This is a genomic window from Pseudoalteromonas sp. McH1-42 (genome assembly GCF_022347845.1).
Taxonomy (GTDB): Bacteria; Pseudomonadota; Gammaproteobacteria; order Enterobacterales; family Alteromonadaceae; genus Pseudoalteromonas; species Pseudoalteromonas rubra_D.
In genome coordinates, this window is sequence record NZ_JAKRFU010000019.1 from 12,896 (window position 1) to 30,680 (window position 17,785).

Sequence of the window (17,785 nt, forward strand, 5' to 3'; positions counted from 1 at the left end):
GATTTCCTCTGCCATTCATTCTGGCCTGCTATGCTTGATAGGTAAGATGGGACAGCGCAGTTGTGTTGTACACAATTCAGTGCGACGTCAGATCTGGATTAGGTTGACGGTATGTGAAAGGCCAAGGTAAAGGAGAGGAAGATGTCATATGTAGATTGTTTTGTCGCAGCAGTACCGAATGACAATAAAGAAAAGTACATTGAACACGCAGAAGTATCCGCAGTGGTGTTTAAAGAACATGGTGCGTTAGAAGTGGTAGAAAATTGGGGTGATGATGTGCCGCAAGGAGAAGTGACTTCTCTGCCTCTGGCGGTTAAAGCTCAGGACAACGAAACTGTGATCTTTTCGTGGGTGGTGTGGCCGTCTAAAGAGGTGCGTGACACAGGCTGGGGTGCCATTATGGAAGACCCAAGAATGTCTGCGGAAAATAACCCTATGCCATTTGATAGCAAGCGCCTAATCTACGGTGGGTTTAATACGATTCTTACCGCATAGTTGCCAAACCTGGCATACGGGTTATGCAAAGTACTTACACTGTGAAATCTCACCACTCACTAAGCTAGCAGGCAGAGTCGCAGTGTCATTTTAAGTTTTGTGGTATTGTCTGAATTGAATATTGTGACTTGCAGCTGGGAAACTGAAGCGTATGAAAAATGAATATCATGGCTCGTGTTTGTGCGGACACGTCACCTTCTCCGTCTCCGGTTTCAGCACCAAAGTGGCTAATTGCCACTGCACTATGTGTCGTAAATTTCATGGCGCAGCTTTTGGCACTTTAGTGTCCGTGACTGATTTAAACTGGTTGTCGGGTAAAGAGTGCTTAAAAGAGTTCACAGCCCCCAATGGTACCACGCGTACATTTTGTCATACCTGTGGGTCCAGCCTCGGTTTTCGAAGTAAAGGTGTGTCACCAGAAGACATAGAAATCGCCATATCCACATTCGATACAGATATTCCAGTGAAAGTGGATGCGCAGATTTTTACCAGCAGCAAAGCAAATTGGTGTTCACTACAGGCTGATATTCCAACCTTTAAAAACGCCCGAACGTCATCCCGTATGTAAAACCGGCCATGTGATTTTAGCTGGTCGCATTCAGAAGCGTTGCTGTGGTCTCTTCAAAGTGCCCCAGTTTATCGACCTTCAGCCCGTTGCTGGTGAGATATAAATAATCGTTGAACAGGCGCACTAAACTCCAACATATCACGCGTTTTTGTAACTGTATTTGTTCTGCCGGACACTGAGTGTAGAGCGCAATTGCACGGGCTTGCAGGGCAGGATTAACGATGGGACCCTGGCCTTGCCAGTTGATCAGGGCTAAGTCAAAAGCCGGGTCGCCGAAATGTGCACGCTCCCAGTCAATCGGAACAAGCTGCTGCCCGGGTGTCGCAATCAGGTTGCCGGGGTGGAAGTCGCCATGGTTGAGTGTAAAAGTGCTAAGCGAATTAAAGAGGCTCTGGCGGTCCTGCAAAATCGTGCTGAGCTTGCCATAGATATTCGTCATTTTGGCGCGTTCAGACGTGCGGTTGCGGAAATATCGCCAGATGACCCTAAGTTGGTTGGCCGGGTTCAGAGTAAGGCTGGTGGGGGAGCTTACCTTACCATGGTGTGTTGCTGTGATCTGATGGATATCTTTGAGCATAAGGACTACCTGCTCAATATTGAGTTGTGCCCAGTTTGTTGTGGTTGTCCCTTCGATATAAGGGCGAAGCAGCATCTGGCTGGCGTTATCTGAGTGTATTAGCCTGGATGGCAGCGCGAAACGTGTGTTAGCGAGCAGCAAATAGGTGTTTGCTTCGGTGGCAAGTCCACTTTGATGTCGGCCAAGGGAGCGTTTACATACCCATTGGCTGCCGTCGGCGCAGATCAGCAAGGAATTGTCGTGGGTCAGGCCACCCTGGAGTGGCCTTTGACTTGTGATGCACTGTTTTAATGTGTCTGATGAGTCCAATTGCATAGTTGACGCGGACGATTAACGTGAATCCGGATGGGTCCACTGATAGGCTTGCATCGGTGGGTCCAGTTCGGTTTTGGCCAGTGCATTGGTAAAGTTGGAAATGAGTTTAGCGGCCAGGCCGGTTAGCACTTCCAGTGCTTGCTGTTTGCTGTATCCGGCACTCAAAAAGGCTGCCAGCGCGTCATCGCCAATATGCCCCTGTTTTGCCAGCAGCGCTTTTACAAAGTCTTGCAGTGCCTGAAGTTTACTGTCTGGCAGTGGGGTCCCTTCGCGCAGTGCGCTGATCAGATCGTCGGGCATGCCGGCAGATTTCATCATCCAGGTATGACCGGGAACACAATAGTGACAGTTATTTTCATAGTTGGCGGTCATAAACACCACCTGCTGTTCAACGGCCGACAAACTGGTGTCTTGCAGAAAAGCGCTAAAGGTATCGTTATAGGCTTTGTAGGTCACGGCCGACTCTGCCAGCACTTTATGCAGGTTGGGCAGCATGCCAAAACTGGCCAGTGATTGCGCCATGAGGGGTTTAGAGTCTTGTGGTGCAGTGTCGGGCTCATAATAGGTAAACATGTGTGTGCTCCTGTTAAAAGGCGGTTAGTTATGCATACCGCGAATGGGGTAGTTGTTGTCCGGGTCCCTGATCCAGCCAAGACCATTTACCAAAGAAGTCAGATCCGGGCGAACAAAGGGGTTGTTAGAAATATCTGTGACCTGAATGTTTCCGGCTTCATTGACCACAAAGAGCCCGGGCTCGGCAAAGGGGTGGTCGGTTTCCTGTGCTGAACGGGGATCAGAAATAAACAAGCCCAGGGTTTTCATGTCCGCAAGGTGCAGACCATACCCCAGCTCAAACGATACGTTGAGCTGCTCGCTGTGGCTTTGCAGTTGTGCCAGGCTGTCTCCAGATACCGCAACTATGTCGACTTTGATGTCAGCCAGCTGCTCCTTGAATTGTTCCAGTTTATTGAGGTAACGCGTGCATAACGGGCAGTGTCGACCCCGATAAATCAGTACCAGCTGCCACCTGCCAGCATTATTGGCCTGCGCCAGGTGACGTGTACTCCCATCGGCCAGATTAACCTGGATGTCCGGAAATGGGCTGCCGGGGTGCAGTTTTTGAGTGTACTGGTTAGTGTGGCTCATGGTGCGTCCTTAAAAGTAGGTGTTTAAATGGGTGTCGAGGCGCGCAAGGTCGCCCTCTATGTCTGCATTTTTCATCACATCGAAGCAGCTAAACGTAGGTATAGACTGCATAGCAAAGAACTTAAAGTTCATATGGGCCGGGAGCAGCAAGTCGTCCACGCTTTTACCCTCAAAAAACTCATTCACGTCATTAAACGACTCCGCCGGGGCGTTAAAGGTGACGGAGAGCATGTAACGGGTGCCGCTAAGCGTGCCACCTCGTCCGTAATTGGCTTTAGGCTGGTCGGCTGAGCGTCCGTCGCCATTGCACAGCGCACCCCCCATACCTGCGGTATACACCTCGTCCATATACTTTTTAAATGACCAGGGCAGACCCATCCAGTTAATTGGGGATTGCAGGATCACGACATCAGCCCAGCGGTGCAGATCTAGTTGGTGCTCAATGTCGAGTGGTTCAGCCATTGTTACCACTCGGGTTTCGTATCCCTTGGTAGTCAGGTGAGAGACCATACTATTAACCAGCGTGGCATTGAGTTTCCCTTCAGAAAAGGGGTAATACTGATGTGCGTTAATGATCAGGGCTTTGTTCATGTTGATTCTCCGGTAGGCTTAATTACTATCGTGGTTTATAATAGTAACCTGTGACCTTTATTCAATTAGTTTACTTTTGGTAACCACCCTGATTTTGGAGTGCTGACTGTGGAAAGTGTTGTTAAAACAGATAGTAAGGGAAGAAAAAAAGTTTTAAATGCGTGTCTGGAGCCTTGTGCCATCGAAAAGGGCATGCGTCTCATTGGTGGAAAATGGACGGGATCTATCATCTATCATCTTAAAGATGAGCCGGTGAGATTTAACGATCTGGCCAGAATGCTCGGTGGTGCCAGCAAAAAGATGATCGATCAGCGCCTCAAAGAGCTGGAATCCCAGGGCATGGTGCTACGTACGGTTGTTAATGAACGGCCAGTGGCAGTCACGTATGAGCTGACCGAGTTTGGCCGCTCAGCACTGCATATTCTGGAGCAACTGCGAGTCTGGTCCGAATCTCACCAACTCGACTAAGAGAAAAGCATGAACTGGCGATGAGCAAGTCGTCAGGGAGTGCATAAAAAAGCGACATGCCCGGATCCAGATCAATTTTTGTTTATTCAATGTAAATAAATATGGCTTAATTGTTTATTCCGGGTTAATCTTCTCTCGTTCACAGGAAATGAGCTGAATGTGCCTGAAATAGGGCATAGACGAGCGAAAGGAACCGGGAAAACGGTTGTACACTTTTTAGTAGTTAACTTTTAATTATCATTTCAAGTTACCCTCAACGTCACTGGCTCTTACCTGTCCTGTATATCAAGCGTACATGCTGCGCTCGATGATGTATCACTACATGAGAGAGACAAGTTATGAAACCACTTAAGCGCACCCGAGACATTACGCCTCTGCCTTCGCGCAATTTTAAAATTACCGTCGATGATCAATCTGTTGAGGCCTGTGAAGGGGAAACCGTGTTGTCGGTTTTGCTTGCCGCCAACTATGCCAAAGTGATGGAAAACGACCGCAATGTTGCATCTGGTGCCTACTGTGGCATGGGGGTATGCCATTGTTGCCAGGTTAAGATCAATGCCAAACACAAGCAACGCGCCTGCCAGACCTTAGTTAAGCCACACATGTCAGTTGAAACCCTGACCAACCGCTTCAAAGAAGAGGGGATCAAGCATGACTAGCCAGACGCACGACAAAGTGGTGATCGTCGGTGGCGGTCCTGCGGGGACTGCTGCGGCAGCTGAATTAGCACGTCATGGCTTAAAGTCAGTGATCATTGACGAAGCACCTAAGCTGGGTGGGGTGATATATCGCGGGCCGCTGCGCAAGACGGATTCATTGCCGCACCTGGATGACAACCTGAAGCGCGCCATGACGGCATTGCAAACCCGCTATCAGGCGCACCGAGAATCCATTGAAGTCAAAACGCAGACCCGGGTGCTTGGCCCGGAAGGCAGTAATCAACTTTTACTTAGTGATGACTCGGGATTGAGTCGTCAACCATATGGGCATCTGATCCTGGCAACCGGTTGTCACGAGCGCAGCGTTCCGTTTCCTGGCTGGCAGTTACCCGGCGTTATGTTATTGGGCGGTGTGCAGCTACAGCTTAAAAGTGGTCTGGTCAGACCGGGGCAGCGCATGGCCTTGGTGGGCACCGGGCCTTTATTACCACTGGTCGCCTGCCAGTTGCATAAAGCCGGTGTAGATGTAGTTGGCGTGTATGAAGCCAGCCCATTTGCCAAGCTGGCAAAAGAGGCCGTTGCTTTGCTTAATAAGCCCAAGTTAACGCTGTCGGGCATGAGCATGATGAGTTACCTCAAAAAACACAAAATCCCGTTCAAATATGGTTGGGGAATTGTCAGTGCGCAGGGCGAGGAACAGCTTAGCAGTATTCATGTTGCGCCATACGATAGCCAGTGGCGACCTCAACGCGACCTGGCTGAGCAGGTGGCAGTCGATGCCATTGGGGTGGGGTACGGATTCGTGGCACGGACCCAGCTTGCTATGTTACTGGGCCTGGAACACACCTACAGTAAAGTCAGTGGTTATGTGCCTGCACTGGATGAGTGGCATCAAAGCCAGAATCACAGTGCTTTTGTAGTGGGCGACAGTAATGGCTTGCTGGGGGCTGATGCTGCCATTTGTGAAGGTCAATTGGCGGCATTACGTCTGGCCTGGCAGTGTGGAAAGATCACAGAATCTGAGCTGTTCTCACGGGCTACAAAAGTTAACAACAAGCTGGCGCGGATTAAAAAATTCCGTTTTGGCTTTGACCGGTTCTCGGATCGTCAACCCGGCTTATTGTCTCTGGCGCAGCCACAGACCGTGGTTTGCCGCTGTGAGCAAGTACGCAAAGAGCAGCTGGATGAGGCCATTGCGCAAGGCGTTAAAGACATCACGAGCCTGAAGATGCGAACCCGCATTGGTATGGGTGACTGCCAGGGGAAAACCTGTAGTTCCTACGCGCTGGACTACCTGCATCAGGCAGGTCTGACAGAGAATATTGGCGTGATCAAACCACGTTTTCCCCTTGATCCTATCCCCTTTACCTTAATGGAATGAACACAATGAAAAAATATGATGTTGTCATCGCTGGTGGCGGTGCAGTGGGTGCGGCGTGCGCATACTTTTTGAGTCGCGATACAGATTTAAAAATCGCATTAATTGATTTAAAAAAACCTGGCAATGCGTCGCGCGCGTCAGCCGGCGGGTTGTGGGCCATTGGTGAATCGGTTGGTCTTGGATGCGGAGTCATTTTCTTTAAAACTCTGTCTAAATTGCACAGTGAGGCACAAGGTAAGGAAGTGCCGGTCATGCGTCCGCACCAGTTGCCAGATTGCTTTTTTGAGTTTGCATTAACGTCCAATAATATGTATCCGGCATTGCATGAGGAGATGCTGGAGAAGCACGGTGTTGATTTTAAATTTGAGCGTACAGGGCTGAAATTTATCATGTACAACGAAGAAGACAGGTTGTACGCCGAGCAGATCACTCAGGGGATCCCTCACCTGGCCGATCAGGTACGCTGGCTGGACGCCGAGCAACTCAAAAAAGAAGAGCCTTATGTGACCGACGATGCCATCGGTGCCATTGATTTTATTTGTGATCACCAGGTAAATCCGTATCGGCTGGTCGACGCGTATCTGGAAGGCGCACGTCAAAATGGGGTGTCTTTGTATCTGAATACTGAAGTCACCTCGGTGATCCGCAACGGCAATGTTGTGGAAGGAGTGAAAACGAGCGATGAAGTCTTTTTCTGCGATACCCTGATCAATGCCTCCGGTGCCTGGGCCAACGAGTTATATCAGCAAGCCACTGGTCGTACTATGCCGGTGTATCCGGTGAAAGGACAAATCGTGCTGTCGGAGCGCATGCCAAAGATCATGAACGGCTGTATCAGTACCAGTGACTGTTACATTGCACAAAAGGACAACGGCGAAATCCTGATCGGTTCATCGACAGAAGAAAAAGGCTTTGATACCACCAATAGCCTGGACAAAATTCAGGAGCTGTCGCAGGGGGCGATGAAGTGTTTGCCGATATTAAAAGAGTCGAGCATCAAGCGTTGCTGGGCTGGGTTACGTCCGGGGACACCGGATGAGTTGCCAATCCTGGGTCCGGTCGAAGGGGTAGAAGGTTACCTTAATGCTTGTGGCCATTTCCGTACCGGTATTCTGACATCGGCTATCACAGGTCAGCTGATGACTGAACTGATTATGGGTAAAACACCGTCATTGGATCTGACGCCGTTTAGTGTCGAGCGCTTTGAAGAGGCGGAGCAAAAGGCTGGTTAAAACCGATTAACAGGGAAGAGGCATTGGGTGCAAGGATGTACCTGAACTCACTCTATTTATTGCGATTTAATTAATAAAAATAAAAGTAATAATCAGTATAAAAACTTCATTGATTACACCTTAACACCTGGCTGCATTCGTGGTACAGTCCCCGCGCATATTTGTTATAATATATCATAATGAAGGACTGATAATGAAACCCTTACACTCTGCGTGTCGTTTAAGTGTACTCTCTTTGTCTCTCGCTGCGGCGTTTTCCGTGTCTGCTGACAGTACTATTGAAAAAATTGAAGTAACCGGCGAGCGCCAGGCCTACCGTGGTGACTTTACACATTTGCAATCACCAGAATCTTTGTTCGAGTTCGACTCTGAATTAATTGAACAAACCGGTGTGACAGGATTAACTCAGGTATTGGATATGTCGGCGTCGGTCAGTCGCCAAAATAGCCTGGGTGGCCTGTGGGATAGCTTTGCGATCCGCGGCTTCTTCGGTGATGAGAATGTGCCCAGTGGTTATCTGGTTAATGGATTTAATGCGGGCCGTGGATTCTCTGGCCCTCGTGATATTTCGGGTATTGAGCGGGTTGAAGTGCTTAAGGGTCCAAAAGCGGCCTTGTTTGGCCGTGGTGAGCCGGGTGGCTCAATTAACCTGGTAACTAAAAAGCCGACTTTCCAGTCTTCCAGCGAATTTGAACTGACAGCGGGCAGCCGCGCCCATCGCCGCCTGGAAGGTGACGTGAATGCGGTGTTGTCTGAGTCGGTCGCCGGTCGCTTTATCGGCTTCTATCAGGAAGAAGACAGCTTCCGTGACACCATAGAAACACAAAAGCATGGCGTGATGGCATCCTTCGTGTTCGACCAAAGTGCCGACTCAACCTGGCATTATGACTTTGAGTATGCCGAGCAGGAAATCCCGTTTGACCGTGGTATTATCGCGCCAAACGGCAACTTTGACTTTATGCCCATCGAGCGTTTCCTGGGAGAGCCGGGCGATGGCCCGACAACGACTATGGTACATGGCCATCAGCTTAACTGGTTGTACGACCTGAACAGTGACTGGCAGCTTAGCTCAGCGCTGGCATATAGACAAACTGAGCTGGACAGCCTGTCTAGCGATGCTGATATTGCGCCTTCCAGACAAAAGCTTTACATAGATTTTCAGACCCTGACGCGTCAGCACAGACAGCGCGCTTATGATACCGATCAGTATGTGGCACGGTTTGAACTGGCAGGGGATATCACAACAGGTTCAATCAAACACCACATCATCGTAGGTGTTGACTATGACCGTTTTGAGTTTGACAGAGACTATCGGGTTGCCCGCGCACCAGCACTTAGCACCAACCCAACCGATGCACAGCTTTATGCCATCAATATTCATCAGCCAGTGTATGGTCAGCATACACCACCGACGCCGACCCCGGTGATTGTGCGCCAGCAAAACCAATGGGCAACCGGTTTTTATATCCAGGATCAGATAGCGCTGACGGACGCATTTCAGGTGCGTATTGGCGGTCGTTTTGACTGGCTGAAACAAACCACAGACGACAAGATCAGAATGCAGAGCGCAGATCAGTCTGAGCAACACTTTAGTCCGCAGCTGGGTCTGGTCTATCAGTTCAGTGATAACTGGTCACTGTACTCAACTTATGGCGAAGGTTACCGTCTGAACTTTGGTACTGACTACAAAGGGGATGGCTTCGATCCGAATCAGAGTGAGTCAATTGAGTTCGGCAGTAAGTGGTCTCTGCTCGACAATAACCTCGACATCACGCTGGCCTATTTTGACAGTGAGCAGACCAACATCATTGTTGCTGATATCAATAACCCAGGCTTTAGTGCTGCCATTGGTCAGGCTACAAGCGAGGGCATTGAGCTGGACGTGGTCGGTCAGTTACCGGCAGATGCGCAGATCCAGTTCTCATTTACTCACCTGGATGCACAGGTTGATAAAGATTCCATTGATACCGGCCTGGGTGTTGCCATTAAAAAAGGCGACGACCTGCTAAACATCCCTGAGAATGCAGCCAGCATTCAGCTGAGCCAGCAATACTCGGTATTTGGTAATGCTTTGTCAGCGGGTGTGGGGGCTCAGTATGTGGATGAGCGACTGGGCCAGCGTGGTACTGATTTCTACCTGCCTTCCTACGTTACTGTGAACCTGTTTGCAGAGTATGCAATCAGCGATCGCTGGTCGGTAAAGGCGCAGGTACATAACGCCTTTGATCGCAAGCACTTCACCAACTCATATTCTCAGATGTGGGTGCAGCCGGGTGAGCCGCGTAAGGTACTAGTGTCGACCTCATATCAGTTCTAATTTTGCCCACAGACCTTTTGAGTCGTTTAATGTGTCCCGGTGCTCCCTGCCTGGGCACATTTTTTTATTTAGAACTCTGCTTTTTTAAAGCCTGAATAGAAAAAGCCCGGCACTGATTGCCGGGCTTTTTGATGCTAGGCCAACAGACGTCTGATTGGTCTCAGCAAGGAACCAGACATCTCTTTAATATCTTCAAGCATCACATACATACAAGGCACCATGATCAGCGTTACCCCGGTTGCAAACAACACTGAGAAGCTCAGTGATATGGCTGTCGGGATCACAAACTGTGCCTGCAGGCTTGACTCAAACATAATTGGCACCAGTCCTAAAAAGGTGGTCAGTGAGGTGAGTAAGATGGCCCGGAAGCGACCAATACCGGCGCGGATAACCGAAGTTTTGATATCCAGGCCTGCTGATCTGTGGCGGTTGATCACATCCGTCATGACCAGGGAGTCATTGATCACCACCCCAGCTGCCGCAACAATACCAAAGACTGACATCATGCTGAGGCTATAGCCAAGCAGGTAATGTCCCCACAGTGCGCCGACCACGGAAAAGGGGATCACAGACATCACCAGGACAGGTTGCAGATAGCTTTGCAGCGGCAGTGCAAGCAAACAATAGACCACCAGTAACCCAACCAGACCAAAAATCAGTACCTGGCTTTGCTCTTGTCGCTGTGCTTGCAGTGTGACACCGGGCTGAGTAGTTAACCCTGGGTGGGCCTGAGTCAGTTCGCTCAGCAGTTGTGACTCTATGTGTTCTGTTACGTGGGCGATACTTGTGTATTGTTCGTCCACATTGGCACTGATGGTAGCGACCTGATAGCCCTGCTCACGACTGATGCTCGAAAAACCCGGTACTTCAACGGTACGCGCCACATCGCCAAAGAACACCTGCTCGCCATTTGGCAAAGTGATCAGCGTGTGGTCGAGGGCACTCAATTGCTGACGGTCTGCCTGTGCACCTCGCACCTTAAACACGACCTCCTGACCTTCACGCATGACGCGCTGCACTTCAAGCCCATAGAATCGCGCCCCCACTTGTCGGGTAACGCCTTTTGCGCTCAGGTTTAGCTGGTGCGCCAGTGGCTTAAGTTGGATCTGATATTCAGTTTGTGCACTATCAAGCGAGGAGTAGACGCTGTGAACACCGCTGATCCTATTCAGTTTGTCGATCATTGCCCGGCTGGCCTGATAAAGGGTTTCAGCATCGTTGGCAAACAGGCGGTACTCCAGATCCGTTTTCTCAGCAATGTCGATCACATCGGATTCTATGGTCAGCTTTTTTACACCAGGTATATCAGGCAACTGTTCCCGCCAACGTCTGGCCAGTTCAAAGGTATCAAACGGGCGCTCTGCTTCTGGCACCAGAGGAACGACCACTTCGGCCTCCGTCAGGTGATCGATGCGGGTATACATCACATCCATCATTGGCTTACCAGTCTGAGTTCGGATATCTTGCTCAACACGATTGATCAGGGTTTCAATTTGCTCAACGGCGGCCAGAGTGTGTGCTTCGGATACACTGTGGTCCATCTGAATATTAATTGAAGGATAATCATGAGGCACTTTTGGAACGGGCGTAAAGCGCAATAAACCACTGATGATGAGACAAATTGCCAGAACTAGCAAACACATAAATCCAACGATGACCGCATAGCGATAGTGAATACAGTGCTTGAGTAACGGGGCATAATGGTTGTTCAGCAGTTGTTGAAGCCTGCTGTTAAAGCGGTTGCGCCAGTGCTCAGCTGGTTTGGGCGGTAAACGCGTTGCAGCCAGGTGTGCAGGCAAGATGAGCTTAGATTCAATTAAGCTGAAAAACAGGCATAAAATACACACACCAGCGATAGCTATGAACTGTCCTGAGTTAGGACCGCTGCTGAACATAAAGGGCATAAAGACGGCGATGGTGGTCAGTACGCCGAAGGTGGCCGGCATAGCCACTTTTTGTGCTCCTCTTATCACCCGCTGTGGAGAGTGGCCATTTGACTCAACTTCCTCGCAGACGCTTTCGCCTATTACTATGGCGTCGTCCACAACAATACCCAGCACCATGATAAAAGCGAATAAAGACACCAGATTCATGGTGATCCCGAATAGCGGCATCAGCCAGAAAGCGCCCAGCATGGAAACCGGCAGACCCAGCATCACCCAGATAGCAAGCCGGGTACGCAGAAATACGGCCAGCACGATAAACACCAGAATGGCACCCTGAGCGAGGTTTTCCAGCATCATATTGAGGCGACCCTGCAAGTAAAAGGTCACATCAACAAACTCGTAGATGTTGATGTGCTCAGGCAGTGCCTGACGTTTGTAGTCAACATAGGCTTTAACCTGAGCAACCACATCGGTCAGTGACTGTTCTTTGGCCGCCAGAACCATGATGTACACTGCCTGCTCACCATTAAAGCGCCCGGCATCCAGGGTTTCACGGAATCCATCTTTGATGGTTGCGATATCGCGCAATTGTACAGTTTCACCTAAAGGGCCGGTGATAACGGGTGTGCTGGCCAGGGCTGAGCCCTGATAGCCGCGTTGTGCCAGTCTGAGGTAGATGTTACCGCGCGCGGTTTTTATTTCACCAGCTGACACATTATCGGCCTGTGTCTGAATTGCACGCACTACATCTGACAGGCTGAGATTGTATTCTCGTAATCGAAGTGGTGACAGCTCAATCGCGACTTCATAATCGGGAATGGCCGAGAGATCGACGTGTGCAATCCCCTCAAGTTGCAGTAACTCTTCTTTTAATTCATTTCCGAGCTTTCTCAGTTCGAGTGGGTTATCCGGACCGGATAACACAACGCTCAGCGCGCGCTGACGCTGTGCGCGCTCAACAATTTGCAGTGGCTCCATGGCGGGTGGAAAGGTGGCAATGGCATCCAGCTTCATTTTGATTTCATCAAGACGATGGGCTAAAACCTGATCGTGTTCCAGCTCTATTTCAACTCGCCCACGCGACGGCGTTGCCTGGCTGGTAAGGCGTTTAATGCCGACCTGAGGTTTGAGTGCCTGTTCAATCTTAAGCAGTATATTTTCTTCAACTTCTTTGACCGATGCGCCCAGTTCGGTGGCAGTGACAATAATTTTATTGTTGTCGGAGACAGGGAAGGTTTGTCTCTGGATCCCCTGATAGCTCAGCAAACCCATGCAAACGATAAACAGCATCAGCAGGTTCGCGGCGACCGGGTGATGAACAAAATAGCCGATCAGTTTACTTGGCTGGCTCATTGCTTGTCTCCTTTAACAGCCAGCTGGGTATGTGGGGCAGGGGCGCGCACTTGCATACCCGTTTGCGGATAATCAGGTAGTTGAGTGACCAGCTGATAATCTGAGTGGGGCGGGGCACTGATCAGTACACTGCTGTGTTCTCTGCGCAGCACCTTAGCGGAATATTTCAGTAGCTTTTGCTCTGGGCTCAGTAACCAGAGCGTGTCGTTTTTAACCCATTCCTGAGGTACTTTCAGGACGTTTTTGAGTGTGATACCGGCTATTTCAGCCTGTAAAAACTGCCCAAAGTGTACGGCTGGCAAAGTGCTGTGCAGTGCATAAGGGTCGTCTATTCTGATCACATAGTAGGCCATTCTGGTGGTATCGCTGAGCAGGCCGGTATGGCGCGTGAGTGTGCCGGTGCGCTGGTTGTTTCCAGCTGCTATCCTGACATCTGCTGCTGGCAGGGGTGGCAAAAAAGGCTGGTCAAACTGAGCGACGGGCACATGCAGTTCACCATAACTTAGGTTGACCAGCTGGCCAAGTGGCTGACCTGCCTGAATAACCTGACCAAGGCCGGTATCGCGTTTTGCAACCAATGCATCGTAAGGGGCGTAGTAGTGAGTACGTGCCAGGTTCTTTTGGGCCTGTGCCAATTCTGCTTCCGCTGCTTTTAGGTGCGCCCGGGCGCTGGCAACCTGAGGTTTTCTGAGTGCAAGGTCGGTGACATGTGCACTGGTAGCCCATTCTTTCTTTGCCACATCAGCCAATGCAATTTGCTCAGACAAACGAGCCTGCGCCAGTGCAAGCTCTGCCTGTTTATTGAGTAACTGAGTTTGATAATCAAATGGGTCAAGTCTGGCCATCACGTCCCCTTTTTTTATAATCCCACCTTCAATGAATCCGGCGTTGAGCCAGGCAATTTTGCCCGGGAGTTCAAAGGCAATGTCTGTTTGCTCGGCTGGTTTTAAGACCCCTGACAAGTTTAACGTGGTTTGATGATCTGTGGGTATCAAGACTGTACTCGATACTTTTGGCAGCACGGCTTGCTGAACCTGATCCTCTTTAGGGGATTTAGCGAGCGTAACTAAAGCAACACAGGCTGAACTGCCCATAAACAGGACCAGGAGCAGGGCAACAGAACGATGCTTAAGTAGATGATAAAAAGACTTATTTTTATTTGTGTCCATGGTAATTTCCCTGCTTGTCACTTAACTTTCATCGTAAATTATTTGTTTCGTAATTTTATTAAGTGACTCACTTAACTAAAAATTGTTGAATAAAGTGGTTTACACATAAATAACCCATGAGTTATGTTATAACATAAAATCGGAACAGTACAGCAGTGACTTACTTATGACTATCGCGAATCACGTAGGGATCCACGCCTCGCAAATTGTGGACGTTTATGAACAAATTCATAGCATGGAAACGCTGACTATCAACGCCCAAACCATGGCTGTCTTTGATCGTTTTCTGGGTTTACTATCCAATGAACACGGCAGTGAGTTTGCTGAGCAGGTTCTGGCACAAGCCAAAATTAAGGCTATTAAACCTCAGATCCAGCACTTGTTTAGCCTGGCTTCCAGTATGTATGAGCGACACTGGGCGGAGCGCATTGTTAACAGCGATGCACCTGAGCAGGTACTGCGTGAGGAGTATCCGTACTTCAAGCACTATCAACGCGCCACGGGTCTGGAAATTAACGCCATTAATTCGCTGGCGGATGAGCCGGTAAAACGGGTCCTGATGGTGGGTTCCGGTGCATTACCACTGACTTCTATGGCTTTGTATAACGCAGGGTTACAGGTTGATAACCTTGATATTCAGCAGGATGACCTGTTGCTTGGTAAGCAAGTCTGCGGCGCGTTGTCGGCTGATAATCAGATGGACTTTATCCACAATGATATCTGTGAACAGGCAGATCTGGTCCAGTACGATGTGATCTGGTTAGCCGCCTTGGTCGGAGATGCGCAGCTCAAAGATAAAATTATTGCGCACTTATATGAGCAAATGCGCCCAGGGGCGCAACTGGTGGTCCGCACTGCTTTTAACCTGCGCACCTTGTTATATCCGAGTGTAGATGAAGCCGGGCTGGCACCATTTCAGCTGAAACTGAAGATCCAGACCTACGCCGATAACTTTCATTCTATTTTGATTGCACACAAACCGGTTTAGCTGATATGTCGATAGTTACCTCTTATCTGAGGCTCAGCGCGGAATACCGCTGGATGCTCATCGCAGCCTTTGTGTTTAATCTTGGTTTTTACATGCTTATCCCATTTTTAGCGGGTTACCTTAAACAAGACTTGCTGCTGAGCGCCACCCTGGTTGGACTGGTTTTGGGTGTGCGCTCTTTTTGCCAGCAAGGATTGTTTTTGGTTGGCGGTCTGCTGGCCGACTTGTTTGGGGTGAAGAAGCTGATAGTGATCGGGTGTTTACTTCGGGCACTTGGATTTTGCCTGTTTCTGTTCTCTCAGATCACAGAAGTGCTGTTCTTAGCGGCTTTTCTGACCGGGTTTGCAGGTGCCTTGTTTACGCCTGCTGCACAGTCCTATTTTTCTAAACAAACAGAGCTGAGTCGTGCGCAAATGTTTGCGCTGGTAGGCGTGGCCAGAAATGGCGGTGAGTTACTGGGTCCGGTGTGCGGCTTATTGCTTTTGAGTGTCAGCTTTGACGCGTTATGTGTGGTGTCGGCGTTACCTTTCGCGGTGTTTGCGTTACTGTTTACCGTGCTGTTGCCGGGTAAACAGGCTAGAACGAGCAATGCGTCGGTAAAGGAAACCTCAAAAGAAGGTGGCGTATCGGCCATGATTGCAGGTGTGCTGGGCAACCGCACATTCATCGCTTTTTCGCTGATTATGTCGGGCTACTTTATGTTGATTAATCAGATCTCATTTGCTATCCCGTTACATATCGTCAATCAATCAGGTGCACCCGGAGATGTCGCCTGGGTACTGACCTTGTGTGCACTTATCTCTATTTGTTTTCAATTTCCGGTCACGCGTCTGTGCGAGCGTTTTCTGTCTCCTGATCAGTGGATCAGTATCGGCATAGCCCTGATGGGGCTGTCTTTCGCCACCTTGATCCCGGCCTGGCCCTACCAGGGCGGTGTATTGTATTACCTGCCAATGAGCCTGCTTGCTGTCCTGTTTACGCTTGGCACTATGGTGAGCTTTCCTTTTATCATGAGCCAGATTTCGGTGCTGGCAAAGGATAAGTCGGTTGCCACACACTACGGATTTTTCTATTTGTTTGCCGGAGTCGGGTTGATAGCAGGCAGCGCTGTGGTGGGAGTGGCATTCGATTATGCCAGCTTAAGTGATGATCTGGCCTGGTATTGCCTGGTCGTCATAGGCTTAGGGACTGCCATATGCAACACACTGTTTATGTCGACACGCGATGTCCATTCCCAAATTCAAACAACCAGCCCAACCACATCAAAGTAAGGATTAACCATGATTCAACTTACTCAAGCGCAGCAACGAGCCTATATGTCAGACTATCTCGAAAATGGCTGGCGTGAGGAGCGTATGTCGTTTAGTTCCGTCTCTTTAGAGCCCGGTTATATTGACGGTCGCATTAATGTTGAGCATTTTCAAATGCCCGGAGATGGCCGTTTTCATTTCAGTGCGCAAAGTGCCATGATCTGGATCTCTCAGCTTGGCATTATTTACGGCTGTTGGGACAACCAGCTGACCGAAAAAGTGGGGGAAGTCTACCTCAGAGATCTCGACATTAAATTCAAGCGCACTATCAATACAACCGAAGAGGTTCGCTTTGAAGGCTTTTTCCCTAAGCACTGTAAAAAGCGTTTGTCTGATAATCTTGTGTATTACAAGAATGGTCAGATCCACGTTGAAGGCGGCGCTTTTACTGGGACTGCGAGCTTTTTGGTGCCAATAGGTTAATACCTCAGGGAAATAAAAACTGTTCCTATTTAGTTAATTGGTGTTATGTTATAACTAAACGTGACGTTGATTACGTCTTACCAAACCGCCCATGCTTAGTGTTCAGGTCTTTATCTAGACAACACGGCGTGCGCGGTTTTTATTGTATCAGGGAGTACTATTTGTGTTAGAAGCCATACAGTTAACCAAATCATTTGCAGATAAACAGGTGATCAGCGAACTGAGCTTTAAAGTCGAGCAGGGCGAGATAATGTGTCTGCTGGGTGCCAATGGCGCGGGGAAAAGCACCACGCTGAATATCTTTCTCAATTTTTTACAGCCCGACAGTGGTCAGGCATTGATCGATTCAGTGGATGTGCACCAGGGAACCAGTTGTAAAGATAAGCTGGTGTACTTGCCTGAGCAGGTTAATTTGTATCAGGAATTCAATGCCATTGATAACCTGAAGTATCTGGCGAGCCTGTCGGGACTGTCCGTGAATGAGGCACAGATCCATGCGGCGCTCGATGAAACCGGGCTGGAACAAAATGCCCGTAAACAGTCGTTAAAAAACTACTCAAAAGGCATGCGACAAAAGGTTGGTATCGCCTTTGCGATTATGCGCCAGGCCAAAGTGTTACTGCTGGATGAGCCGACATCCGGACTGGATCCCAGTGCGACGCTGGAATTTATCCGCATTATCGAGCGACTGGCAAAAAAGGGCGCTGCTATTTTGATGGTGACACACGATTTTTACTGCGCGCATACACTGGCCGACAAAATCGGCATTATGGATAAAGGCAAACTGCTGACCCTGCTGGATAACAACAAGCTGCCGCTGAGCAGCCTGGAAACCACCTATCACGAACTTATTTCAGGGAAAACGGCGATACGTGCAGCCAGCTAATGCTGCAACGTCGATGTTTAA

General features: G+C 49.4%; 17 protein-coding genes. 11 read left to right on the top strand and 6 right to left on the bottom strand.

Annotated features, from left to right (window positions below):
• The first annotated feature begins 141 nt into the window (after nt 1-141).
• Both MHN31_RS16835 and MHN31_RS16840 read left to right on the top strand, forming a co-directional pair.
• Complete coding sequence (locus MHN31_RS16835; RefSeq protein ID WP_239444845.1) at nt 142-495, top strand: DUF1428 domain-containing protein; 354 nt, start codon at nt 142-144, stop codon at nt 493-495.
• 151 nt (nt 496-646) lie between these two features.
• Nucleotides 647-1,063 (top strand): GFA family protein, encoded by a 417-nt coding sequence (locus MHN31_RS16840; protein ID WP_239444846.1) that lies wholly within the window; start codon nt 647-649, stop codon nt 1,061-1,063.
• Nucleotides 1,064-1,079: 16 nt separating this feature from the next.
• On the opposite strand, the gene MHN31_RS16845 is transcribed toward MHN31_RS16840, so the two are convergent.
• From MHN31_RS16845 to MHN31_RS16860, 4 genes are read right to left on the bottom strand one after another with little or no spacing between them, the layout of a single operon-like run.
• Nucleotides 1,080-1,955: an aminoglycoside phosphotransferase family protein gene (locus tag MHN31_RS16845; protein ID WP_239444847.1), complete on the bottom strand. Its 876-nt coding sequence runs from the start codon at nt 1,953-1,955 to the stop codon at nt 1,080-1,082.
• Between the two features lie 15 nt (nt 1,956-1,970).
• Complete coding sequence (locus MHN31_RS16850) at nt 1,971-2,528, bottom strand: carboxymuconolactone decarboxylase family protein (protein WP_239444848.1); 558 nt, start codon at nt 2,526-2,528, stop codon at nt 1,971-1,973.
• 24 nt (nt 2,529-2,552) lie between these two features.
• Nucleotides 2,553-3,101, bottom strand: coding sequence for a redoxin domain-containing protein (locus MHN31_RS16855; protein ID WP_239444849.1), 549 nt, complete (start codon nt 3,099-3,101; stop codon nt 2,553-2,555).
• Nucleotides 3,102-3,110: 9 nt separating this feature from the next.
• A complete protein-coding gene (locus tag MHN31_RS16860; RefSeq protein ID WP_125563398.1) occupies nt 3,111-3,692 on the bottom strand; it encodes an NAD(P)H-dependent oxidoreductase in 582 nt (193 codons plus the stop codon).
• A 108-nt stretch (nt 3,693-3,800) separates the two neighbouring features.
• Here MHN31_RS16860 and MHN31_RS16865 point away from each other — a divergent pair, with 108 nt between their 5' ends.
• The 5 genes from MHN31_RS16865 to MHN31_RS16885 all read left to right on the top strand — a co-directional run bounded on the left by MHN31_RS16865 (nt 3,801) and on the right by MHN31_RS16885 (nt 9,749).
• A complete protein-coding gene (locus tag MHN31_RS16865; protein ID WP_010385819.1) occupies nt 3,801-4,160 on the top strand; it encodes a helix-turn-helix domain-containing protein in 360 nt (119 codons plus the stop codon).
• Nucleotides 4,161-4,498: 338 nt separating this feature from the next.
• Nucleotides 4,499-4,819, top strand: coding sequence for a 2Fe-2S iron-sulfur cluster-binding protein (locus MHN31_RS16870; RefSeq protein ID WP_010385820.1), 321 nt, complete (start codon nt 4,499-4,501; stop codon nt 4,817-4,819).
• Nucleotides 4,812-6,200: an NAD(P)/FAD-dependent oxidoreductase gene (locus tag MHN31_RS16875; RefSeq protein WP_125563396.1), complete on the top strand. Its 1,389-nt coding sequence runs from the start codon at nt 4,812-4,814 to the stop codon at nt 6,198-6,200. Before MHN31_RS16870 ends, MHN31_RS16875 begins: the two co-directional genes overlap by 8 nt.
• Before the next feature lie 5 nt (nt 6,201-6,205).
• Complete coding sequence (locus MHN31_RS16880; protein ID WP_275446835.1) at nt 6,206-7,432, top strand: FAD-dependent oxidoreductase; 1,227 nt, start codon at nt 6,206-6,208, stop codon at nt 7,430-7,432.
• Nucleotides 7,433-7,625: 193 nt separating this feature from the next.
• On the top strand, nt 7,626-9,749 hold the full coding sequence (locus MHN31_RS16885) for a TonB-dependent receptor (protein WP_194866747.1): 2,124 nt from the start codon (nt 7,626-7,628) through the stop codon (nt 9,747-9,749).
• Between the two features lie 134 nt (nt 9,750-9,883).
• Here MHN31_RS16885 and MHN31_RS16890 read toward each other — a convergent pair whose 3' ends face one another.
• Nucleotides 9,884-12,988, bottom strand: coding sequence for an efflux RND transporter permease subunit (locus tag MHN31_RS16890; protein ID WP_239444851.1), 3,105 nt, complete (start codon nt 12,986-12,988; stop codon nt 9,884-9,886).
• Complete coding sequence (locus tag MHN31_RS16895; protein WP_239444852.1) at nt 12,985-14,157, bottom strand: efflux RND transporter periplasmic adaptor subunit; 1,173 nt, start codon at nt 14,155-14,157, stop codon at nt 12,985-12,987. Before MHN31_RS16895 ends, MHN31_RS16890 begins: the two co-directional genes overlap by 4 nt.
• 166 nt (nt 14,158-14,323) lie before the next feature.
• Here MHN31_RS16895 and MHN31_RS16900 point away from each other — a divergent pair, with 166 nt between their 5' ends.
• The 4 genes from MHN31_RS16900 (at nt 14,324) to MHN31_RS16915 (ending at nt 17,764) form a co-directional block, all read left to right on the top strand.
• On the top strand, nt 14,324-15,145 hold the full coding sequence (locus MHN31_RS16900) for a nicotianamine synthase family protein (RefSeq protein WP_239444853.1): 822 nt from the start codon (nt 14,324-14,326) through the stop codon (nt 15,143-15,145).
• Between the two features lie 5 nt (nt 15,146-15,150).
• Entirely contained in the window at nt 15,151-16,416 is a 1,266-nt protein-coding gene (locus tag MHN31_RS16905; protein WP_239444854.1) for an MFS transporter, read from the top strand.
• A gap of 9 nt (nt 16,417-16,425) precedes the next feature.
• Nucleotides 16,426-16,878 carry a hypothetical protein gene (locus tag MHN31_RS16910; protein ID WP_010385831.1) on the top strand — a complete coding sequence of 151 codons (453 nt, stop codon included), beginning with the start codon at nt 16,426-16,428 and terminating at the stop codon, nt 16,876-16,878.
• 163 nt (nt 16,879-17,041) lie between these two features.
• Entirely contained in the window at nt 17,042-17,764 is a 723-nt protein-coding gene (locus MHN31_RS16915; RefSeq protein WP_125563386.1) for an ABC transporter ATP-binding protein, read from the top strand.
• Nucleotides 17,765-17,785: the final 21 nt, after the last annotated feature.

Excerpts from the sequence above, each read along its gene's own strand:
- MHN31_RS16845 (WP_239444847.1), bottom strand. The coding sequence starts at position 1,955 with ATGCAATTGGACTCATCAGACACATTAAAACAGTGCATCACAAGTCAA.
- MHN31_RS16910 (WP_010385831.1), top strand. The coding sequence starts at position 16,426 with ATGATTCAACTTACTCAAGCGCAGCAACGAGCCTATATGTCAGACTAT.
- MHN31_RS16860 (WP_125563398.1), bottom strand. The coding sequence starts at position 3,692 with ATGAACAAAGCCCTGATCATTAACGCACATCAGTATTACCCCTTTTCT.
- MHN31_RS16835 (WP_239444845.1), top strand. The coding sequence starts at position 142 with ATGTCATATGTAGATTGTTTTGTCGCAGCAGTACCGAATGACAATAAA.
- MHN31_RS16880 (WP_275446835.1), top strand. The coding sequence starts at position 6,206 with ATGAAAAAATATGATGTTGTCATCGCTGGTGGCGGTGCAGTGGGTGCG.
- MHN31_RS16855 (WP_239444849.1), bottom strand. The coding sequence starts at position 3,101 with ATGAGCCACACTAACCAGTACACTCAAAAACTGCACCCCGGCAGCCCA.
- MHN31_RS16875 (WP_125563396.1), top strand. The coding sequence starts at position 4,812 with ATGACTAGCCAGACGCACGACAAAGTGGTGATCGTCGGTGGCGGTCCT.
- MHN31_RS16870 (WP_010385820.1), top strand. The coding sequence starts at position 4,499 with ATGAAACCACTTAAGCGCACCCGAGACATTACGCCTCTGCCTTCGCGC.
- MHN31_RS16885 (WP_194866747.1), top strand. The coding sequence starts at position 7,626 with ATGAAACCCTTACACTCTGCGTGTCGTTTAAGTGTACTCTCTTTGTCT.
- MHN31_RS16850 (WP_239444848.1), bottom strand. The coding sequence starts at position 2,528 with ATGTTTACCTATTATGAGCCCGACACTGCACCACAAGACTCTAAACCC.
- MHN31_RS16890 (WP_239444851.1), bottom strand. The coding sequence starts at position 12,988 with ATGAGCCAGCCAAGTAAACTGATCGGCTATTTTGTTCATCACCCGGTC.
- MHN31_RS16900 (WP_239444853.1), top strand. The coding sequence starts at position 14,324 with ATGACTATCGCGAATCACGTAGGGATCCACGCCTCGCAAATTGTGGAC.
- MHN31_RS16895 (WP_239444852.1), bottom strand. The coding sequence starts at position 14,157 with ATGGACACAAATAAAAATAAGTCTTTTTATCATCTACTTAAGCATCGT.
- MHN31_RS16905 (WP_239444854.1), top strand. The coding sequence starts at position 15,151 with ATGTCGATAGTTACCTCTTATCTGAGGCTCAGCGCGGAATACCGCTGG.
- MHN31_RS16840 (WP_239444846.1), top strand. The coding sequence starts at position 647 with ATGAAAAATGAATATCATGGCTCGTGTTTGTGCGGACACGTCACCTTC.